Origin of the sequence: Planktothrix sp. FACHB-1355 (genome assembly GCF_014748295.1) — a bacterium.
Lineage (GTDB): Bacteria > Cyanobacteriota > Cyanobacteriia > Cyanobacteriales > Aerosakkonemataceae > Aerosakkonema > Aerosakkonema funiforme_A.
Genome location: NZ_JACJUP010000153.1, coordinates 1 through 9,076, shown reverse-complemented (window position 1 = coordinate 9,076; position 9,076 = coordinate 1). Strand labels below are relative to the sequence as shown.

General features: G+C 44.5%; 3 protein-coding genes and 2 pseudogenes. 4 read left to right on the top strand and 1 reads right to left on the bottom strand.

What is annotated here, in order from left to right; genetic code table 11:
* The 3 genes and pseudogenes from H6S82_RS09615 to H6S82_RS09605 form a co-directional block, all read left to right on the top strand.
* Nucleotides 1-1,105 (top strand): annotated as a pseudogene (locus tag H6S82_RS09615) (ATP-binding protein); the annotation flags it as partial.
* Nucleotides 1,106-1,111: 6 nt separating this feature from the next.
* Complete coding sequence (locus H6S82_RS09610) at nt 1,112-3,697, top strand: DNA translocase FtsK (protein ID WP_190474596.1); 2,586 nt, start codon at nt 1,112-1,114, stop codon at nt 3,695-3,697.
* A 116-nt stretch (nt 3,698-3,813) separates the two neighbouring features.
* A complete protein-coding gene (locus H6S82_RS09605) occupies nt 3,814-4,812 on the top strand; it encodes a ParA family protein (RefSeq protein ID WP_347339478.1) in 999 nt (332 codons plus the stop codon).
* Between the two features lie 327 nt (nt 4,813-5,139).
* Here the strand turns inward: H6S82_RS09605 and ileS are convergent, their stop codons facing one another.
* Nucleotides 5,140-8,571: an isoleucine--tRNA ligase gene (gene ileS / locus H6S82_RS09600; RefSeq protein ID WP_190474598.1), complete on the bottom strand. Its 3,432-nt coding sequence runs from the start codon at nt 8,569-8,571 to the stop codon at nt 5,140-5,142.
* Nucleotides 8,572-8,766: 195 nt separating this feature from the next.
* Between ileS and H6S82_RS09595 the strand changes: the two are divergent.
* Nucleotides 8,767-9,076: pseudogene (locus tag H6S82_RS09595) on the top strand (CapA family protein); the annotation flags it as partial.

Sequence of the window (9,076 nt, the reverse complement as noted above, 5' to 3'; positions counted from 1 at the left end):
TAATCTAGATCAAGCAGAAGCACTGTGGGCTTTTCGGCTAAAGCTACTTCACTCTCAAGCTAAGCCTCAGCCTACTTCCTCAATTTTTCCTTTAACTCGCCAAGCACTAGAAATCAAATTTCCCGGTGGTAAAACCGATCCGAGGAATACACTAATTCTGGGTGGGCATCTGTTTGATAAATATAAAAAATCAATAATTGCTACAAGTGATAAAGATGATGAGCGTGATGAGGGTAATAATGCTAATAATGGTAATGATCCAAATGACAAGGTTTTAGCAGCATTCAAATTAATCTGGCAGGATGAATACAAAAAAGCTCAGATAAAAATTATCAAAATTAGCCTTTTAGCAGCACCGGAACTAATTCGGATGTTGGCAGAAGCTTTAGCTGCCTTACAATTTCAGGGAATTAAACCTAAACTATTAAGTGGAAAGTACAGCGGTCATTCCCTCAGTTATGAAAACCCTAATCAGCAAAAAAGGGTAGGAATAGTCTGGACAGAAGATCCCAGTATGACTAGCTTTGTTCATATTATGAATGCTTGCCAGAAAGTGATTCAACAAAATGCTTGTGAAAATCTGCATCTGATTCGTGGTGTTACAGTAGGGAACGGAAAACTTGCCGGATACCAAATATACAAACAAATTTTCACAGGTTCTCAACATCATCATATTAAGCCAACTTTATCCTCTGTTCACTACTTAGCTGCATATCACAGTTTGGTTAATTCTGCACTTGCCAATGAATTAGTAGTGGCAGGCAAACCCGTCAGTTTGAAGGAATTAGAAGATCTAATTCGCAATGCAGAAATTTTGAATAATTGTATTTTATTGCAGGGATTAGGCATTGTGCGAAAAGCTGATATTCCAACAGATAATGGGGATTTTAAGGAGGTGAGAGAATTTTTACTTAATGTAGTGAAAACTCAAGGATACTTAAGTAAAAATACTTTAAATGAAAATGCGGTCAGGAAGTTTTCCGAAGTCAATCAAACTCAAGTTGAGCAATTGATTCAACAGCTAATTAAGGAAAATAAAATCCAACTTGTCAATCCTAAAGACCCGCCAAAAGACCATTTGGTTTGCTTTGTACCTCAAGTTTAGTATCTCATGCCTTACCTCAATGAAGCTTCTGAAATAATAGCTATAATCAACAAATTTGCATCTGCAAAAATCATTTTCGCAGATACAGAAGTAGCTGACTGGAATACCGCATATCCGAGATTATCTCTAATTCAGGTGTTGGCAGATACTGACAATCTGAATGCCGATCGCGCTTATATTCTAGACGTATTGGATAAGCCGGATTTGGTAGCATATTTTGTCAAGCAAATCATGATTAATGCCGAAATCGAAAAGGTTTTTCACAACGCGAGTTACGATTTGAGATTTTTGGGGGGAAGCAAAGCAAAAAATGTGACTTGCACTTTGAGGATGGCGAGGAAAATCACACGCGATCGCCTCTCTGTTTCTAACCTAAAACTCAAAACTTTAGCAGCAGAACTTTGTCAATTTACCAATGTCGATACAGAGGAACAAGCAAGTGATTGGGGACGGCGACCTTTAACTGAAAAACAGTTAAAATATGCTAAATACGATACAGTTTATCTGGCTCACGTACATCAGCGTTTATTAAAAGTAGCTAATCGTAATTATACCACTTCAGAGGAGAGCGCATCAATGCCGCGATCTGAAAAATCCGAAAATACTTCTTTTAGCGTAACCAAAGTTAGAGTTGCGTTTGAATGTCCGCGTTTATTTTATTTGAAGCAACATTTTAATGGAAATACGCAGTTTTTGCCGGACGATCGCACCAAAGGAATTGGTACTATATTCCACAAACTAGCCGAAGAATTTATCAGTACTGCTAAACGCGAACCGCAGTTTCAAGCTTTGTTCGATCCACCAGTAGAAAAATTGAAGGCGGATGCGATCGCTACTCAAATCCAGCAGTTATTTTACATACAAGTATTCTATCCATCCTATCTGCAAACAGCTATTCAACAACAAGATGCAAACCAAGCGACGGCGCTGCATCAAATTTGGCAGGGATTAACCAAACTCATCCGTCACTGGACTGAATTACTGATTAAAAACCGCCGCTATTGTCGTGCGGATGCTGTGATTTCTCGCACTTTGGTTACAGGAGAATTCAGTCTCGAACATAATTTCATTTTACCAGATGGAACGCAGCAAAAGTTAATTGGAAGACTGGATAGTTTAGTTTTTGATTTTGAGAACAAGCGCCTTTGTGTAGTCGAGTACAAAACTTACGAACCAGTCGATCCTTCAGCACAATTAGCACAAGTTTCTCTGTACAGCTATATGCTGAAAGAAAAGAAAAATGTACCAGTTGATTCGGCGGTTTACTGCGTTTTTCCAGAATTCAAAGAATATCGTTATTCCTGGGAACAACTGGAAAATACAGTTCATCAGGTTATTCCTCATAAATTACAGCAAATGCGAGAATGGTTGAGTTGGAAACCACCTCACCCCAATCCGCCGCCACCAACTCCCCAAGCGCACCTTTGTCAGATTTGTCCTCAGCAAGAAAAGTGTCAGAGTTTTTTTACGGTAGAAAGCAGTCAACCTAGTTCTTCTGAAAATGGGATATCTTCTCAAGTATCTGAGACGAAAAAGCAACCTGCACCAACTCCCGACGCAGATGCGATCGCCCAAAAGTTAGTGGAAACTCTCAAGTCTTTTGCTATTAACGTTGATTACCAAGGCGCAGCGATCGGCCCAGCTTTCATCCGCGTTAAGCTCAAACCTCAGCTTGGGGTAAAAGTTGTTTCTATATTAAATAGATATGCCGATCTACAGGTGCAATTAGAGTTAGCTTACCCGCCGATGATTGCACCGCAAGCGGGATATGTCAGTGTAGACTTACCGCGAGCCGATCGTCAAATTGCCAAAATCGAAGATTACATCCAGCATCAGCGATTACCCGCAACAGCACCTGTAAAAATTGCTATTGGTATAAACCTTGATGGCGAATTGGTAGAAGCAGATTTATCCGATCCGAATACCTGTCACTTTTTGGTGGGGGGGACAACTGGTAGCGGGAAAAGCGAGTTTTTGCGAAGTCTTCTCCTCAGTTTACTTTTGCGACACGCACCCGATCGCCTCAAAATTGCCCTTGTCGATCCCAAACGGGTAACTTTTCCGGAATTTGAAGGGATACCCTGGCTATATTCTCCTGTGGTCAAAGATAGCGAAAGTGCGATCTCCCTGATGAATGAGTTAGTTACAGAAATGGAGGAACGTTACCGTCTGTTTGAAGCGGCTGGGTGTCCGGATATCAGTTATTACAATCTGCAAGCAAGTAAACCGCTACCCCGCATTGTTTGCATTTTTGATGAATATGCTGATTTTATGGCGGAAAAAGAAATTCGCAATGCACTAGAATTGTGCATTAAACGTCTCGGCGCGATGGCGCGAGCAGCTGGTATCCACCTGATCGTCGCTACCCAACGCCCAGAAGCTAAGGTTGTCACCCCGCTCATCCGCTCTAATTTACCGGGGAGGATTGCATTGCGTACCGCGAGTGAGGCAGATTCAGTTATTGTGCTAGGTGGCGATCGAAAAGCAGCTGCCTACCTGCTGGGAAAAGGGGATCTACTGTACCAAGTGGGATCGCATCTACACCGATTGCAAAGCTTGTTGGCTACAATTATCGAATTGCCCCAAAGCTAGGCTTCTCTAGCGACAAAAGGCATCGTCAAATGATTCGTCTACCTCCGTGGGAAGATTTCAGTAGCTAACGCCCTTTTGCCCCGTGCCCAAAGATATTAAATTTAATTAAGCAATCCATGCTGAGATTGCCAGAATATCTAGACCAACCTTGCTATGTAGGGCGTCATCTTGAGAGGACAGAACGAATGGGATATATCATTTCAACTGCCAACATGAAAGGCGGCGTCGGTAAGACGACCCTCACCGTAAACTTAGCCGCCAGTTTAGTAAAAGATTTCGGTAAGCGGGTTTTAGTGGTCGATTTGGACAATCAAATCAGTGCCACTCTCAGCTTGATGTCCCCACAGGACTTTTCTAAGCGCCGCAGAGACAAAAGAACGCTGAGACATTTGGTAAATAAGGCAATCAAACCCGATATTAAATTATCGATAGCGATTCAGGATATAATTTGCCCTTATATTTGTTCGCTTAAAGATCTGGATTTATTGCCGGGTGATCTGGATCTTTATGACGAATTTTTAGTATCGGAAATGCTCTATGAAAAAGCAATTCATGGAGGTCAAAATAACTTCGAGCAAGTTTGGATTCGCTTTGAAAGAAGACTGGTACAACACATTTTAAGTCCAGTCATTAAAGACTATGACTTTATCATCCTCGATTGTGCGCCTGGGTATAACCTCTTAACTCGTAGCGGTCTTTTGGCTAGCGATTTTTATATATTACCTGCCAAGCCAGAACCATTATCCGTGATCGGTATTCAGTTACTGGAAAGACGACTTGCCCAACAGAGAGAAATTCATAAAGACGATCCGGTGAATATTCAATTGCTGGGAATTGTCTTTACGATGTCCGGTAGTCTGCTAACGGGAAGGTATTACCAGCAAGTGATGCGCCGAGTCAATGAAGATTACAGCGCCACAAAACTCTTCAAAACTCGCATACCAGTTGATGTCAGCGTCTCGAAAGCTGTCGATTCTTTTATGCCGGTTATCCTATCCAATCCTAACTCTTCTGGTGCTAAAGCTTTTGCCCAATTAACACAAGAATTTTTACAAAAGATCAGCGTTATTACTACGGTGAAGCAAAACCCAGCCAAGTTTGATTTGGGAGAATGAGGATTGATGCAGGAGGAAAAACTTAGAGCGCCAGTCCAGTAAAAGAGGTTGACAAAACAAATAAGGTGTGTATGTGTACAGAAACCTCGGCAGGGCGAAGCATTTGGATATAAAAATTGTTGTTTCTCGCGATCGATTGTCGCCCAAATACTTCGCCCCTACATAATACATATCTCGTTTTTTTATCAATTTATTCTACTAGACTGGCGCTCTAGCAAGAAATTGCAAGCCTCAGCCAATCTCTATAAACAGCAGATGGCTTTAAAACAATAGGTTGGGTTTCGTTACCTTAACCCAACCTACTAAGCTCGATCGTGTTTAACGCAGTTAAAACTCTCCGCGTAGCGCGGGAATACAGCGTTCGCATAAGAGGGGATGCAGTGCGGATTTACCCACATAAACTGAGTAGTTCCAGCAGCGATCGCACTTTTCTCCTTCTGCTTTGACTATACCCACAGTTACACCATCAAACTGTCCTTTGTACTCGACTGCTGACAAAGCATCTGGCGAGTCTAGCAGTTCTACTTGAGAAGCAATAAACAAGTAACGCAGTTCGTCCACACCCTTATTTTGGATATTGGCGAGATCGCTATCTTGTGAAGATATTGCAGACAAAGTTTCGACAAGTGTTTCTGTTGTTACTGTAATGCTATCTGCTGCTTGCACGATCGCTTTTTCCCGTGGTGTAGTTCTACCGACTACCTCATCTTTGAAAGATTGAATGCGATCGAACAAAACTTCCCGATCCGCTGCTTTGAACAAATTGCGACTCGCAAAACGCAAGCAATATATAACTCCCACCAGTGTAAAGAAGGGTTCCAGTGCAGGGATGCGATTAACGGCGTTTAACATAGAGGCGATCGCATAAAGCAAGCTTACCACCGCTACAATTAAGCCGAGACTTGTCAGCAGTTTTTGGTTGTCTTGCAAAACTTCGCCCAGATTATCTACCCATTCAGACACCACAGCAGATACACGATCCGAAAACTGGTTCCATTGTTCGCTGTATGTTTCTTTTGTGGTTACCTGAATCGGAATATTGATGTCGTCATCTTCTTCTTCAAGTTCTGCTGCTGCTGCGATTTCTGCTGGTAACTCAACTGTAGGATTCATATCCTGCAAGCGTTGGCGTAACTCGGCATCTTCAACGTAGAGCAACACTTTTGCTTCCAGAGAAGAGCCGATCGCCGACTCTTTCCGCGCTTGTTCCATTACCTTATTCACATCACCCCGCATCTGCCGCAATTCTTGCCAAAATGCAGCCAATTCGGGATTTTTCCACCGTTCGTCTAATTTAACCCAGCCGGATTCAAATACAGATTCGGCAGGCTTCGGATAAGGTAGAAACTGCCAGATATCTTCTGCCATATGGCACAGAACAGGTGCGATCGCTCGTGCTAAATTCTCCACAGCAATAGCTAGTACCGTTTGACAGCTGCGTCGGCGGAAAGAATCGGGTGCGCTGATATAAAGCCGATCTTTCGCCATATCCAAATAAAAGTTGGATAAATCCACAACACAGAAATTCTGTACCGTTTGGAAAAAGCGAAAGAATTGGAAACTTTCAAATGCTTCTGTGATTTCTGCAAACACCTCCGTCATCCGGTGCAGCATATAGCGATCGAGATCCGGCAATCGATCGTAAGGAACCGCATCTTTTGCTGGGTCAAAATCGTGCAAATTACCCAACAAAAAACGCGCCGTATTGCGGATCTTGTTTCTGACATCTCCTAGCTGCTTGAGGATGTTTTTACTGATGGGAACATCGGAAGAATAATCCACCGAAGACACCCACAAACGCAACACATCAGCACCATAAGGCGGCTCTTCTTTTTGATTTTTACCGCCCTCAATTACCACCCTCGGATCGATGACATTACCCAGCGATTTACTCATTTTGCGGCCTTGTTCGTCCAAGGTAAAACCGTGGGTCAACACCGTTTTATATGGTGCTATATCATTATTTGCTACACTTGTCAATAAGCTGGACTGGAACCAACCCCGGTGCTGATCCGACCCTTCCAGATACATATCGACTGGGTAGATTAATTCCGGTCGCTGTTTCGCCACCGCCGCCCAAGACGAACCGGAGTCGAACCAGACATCCATCGTATCGGTGCCTTTGCGGTAGGTGCGACCGTTTTCGCGGTATTGTGGGGGCAGCAGTTCTGGTACGGAGAGTTCCCACCAAGCATCGGAGCCTTTTTCGGCCACAATCTGTTGGACGTGAGCGATCGTCTCTTCAGTTAGCAGCGGTTCCCCGGTTTCTTCATCGTAGAAAACCGGAATTGGCACACCCCAACTGCGCTGACGGGAGATACACCAGTCAGAGCGATCGGCCACCATTGGCGTGATGCGGTTTTCTCCTTGGGCAGGAATCCATTTTACAGATGCGATCGCTTTAAGCGCCTCTTCCCGGAAACCTTCCACAGAAGCAAACCACTGTTCCGTAGCGCGAAAGATCGTCGGCTTTTTCGTGCGCCAATCGTAGGGATACTTGTGGACGTAGGGTTCTTCCTTCAGCAAGCTACCCACTTCTGCCAAAGCTTTGATGACAGCAGCATTACCATCACCCAAAACGTTTAAACCGACAAAATCTCCCGCTTCTTTTGTGAAATTGCCATCATCGTCAACTGGCGCGAGGATTGGCAGATTGTAACGCCGACCGACTTGATAGTCTTCTTGACCGTGACCGGGAGCTGTGTGTACCAATCCCGTACCCGAATCCGTGGTAACGTAATCGCCACCGATGACGATCGGACTTTCGCGATCGAATAGCGGGTGACGGTAGGTAGAAGTTTCCAGCGACTTACCCGAACCTGTCGCCTTCACAGTTAACTCGACTCCCAGAATCGACGATAACCGCTCCACCAAATCGGCGGCGACGATCAGATATTTAAACTTCCCTGGTATTTCCCCGGCTGAGTTTGGGCTAACTTCCACCACTGCATAGCTGAGGTTGGGGTTAACTGCGACAGCCAAGTTTCCCGGAATTGTCCAGGGAGTCGTTGTCCAGATTGCTACTCCCAGTTCCGGCAAATATTGCTCCAACGCCGATTTTAATGGCGGAGCCAAACTCACCATCGGAAAAGCGGCATAGATGCTGCGCGACGTGTGAGTGGGGCGACCTTGATTATCTTCCGGATATTCTAATTCCGCTTCTGCCAAAGCCGTTTTAGAACTCGGACTCCAGTGAACCGGCTTGAGACCGCGATAGATGTAGCCTTTGAGTAACATCTGACCGAAAACACCGATTTGTGCGGCTTCGTATTCCGGTTTCAAGGTTAAATAGGGATTATCCCAATCGCCCCAAACGCCAAAGCGCTTGAAGCCTTCGCGCTGTTCGTCCACTGTTTTGAGGGCGAAGTCTCTGGCTTTGCGGCGCAGTTCCAAGGGTGTGAGGTTTTGCCGTTCGGCGGCTTTCATATCCTGCAAAACTTTCAGTTCGATCGGTAAGCCGTGACAATCCCAACCTGGAACGTAACGCACCTTGCGCCCGCCGAGCAGCTGATACTTATTGATAATGTCTTTGAGAATTTTATTCAGGGCGTGACCCATGTGCAGCGACCCGTTGGCGTAGGGTGGCCCGTCATGCAAAACAAAAATATCGCCCGGATTGTTTTGCGACAGTTTTTCGTAAATCTTATGTTCTGCCCAAAATTTTTGCAGCTGCGGTTCCCGTGCGATCGCGTTCGCCCGCATATCAAACTGGGTCTTGGGCAGATTGACGGTATCTTTATAGGTTTTAGATTCTGTCACAGTGGGATACCGGAATATAGTGAAGACGTTTTGCAACCATTATCCTTGAGAAATTCACCTACCTTCAAGGGGAGGAAAGATCGAGGTTTGAGTTTTTGGCTGAGTTTTACGGCTGATGTGGCACAATCGATCGCGAAAGTTACGGTTTAGACAGCAATCTGGTATTGTTGGCAACGGTGTTTTGAGGAGTAATCAGTGTATTCAAATTATCAAGATTACCAAGATCGAGTGTCTATCTTTGAGCTAGCCCAACTGGGCAACACCCAGGCGATCGCCTACTGGATTAACTCGCTTTTGGTGCCCCAAGGCATTTACGTTCGCGTCCAAGCGGCTCGCAACGGCAGTTTGCAAATCTTTGTGGAATTGCCTTGGTTGCCTCAAAGCCAAGAGGATCGCCAGAAATTACGCGATCGCTTGCTGCGGTACATTTGCGATCGGCTGGGCAAACTGAATTCCAAATACATAAAAGTAATTGAAATCGTAGCAAGTCTTGTCGGATATACAG

Coding starts and splice junctions, on each gene's coding strand:
- H6S82_RS09610 (WP_190474596.1), top strand. CDS start 1,112: ATGCCTTACCTCAATGAAGCTTCTGAAATAATAGCTATAATCAACAAA.
- H6S82_RS09605 (WP_347339478.1), top strand. CDS start 3,814: ATGCTGAGATTGCCAGAATATCTAGACCAACCTTGCTATGTAGGGCGT.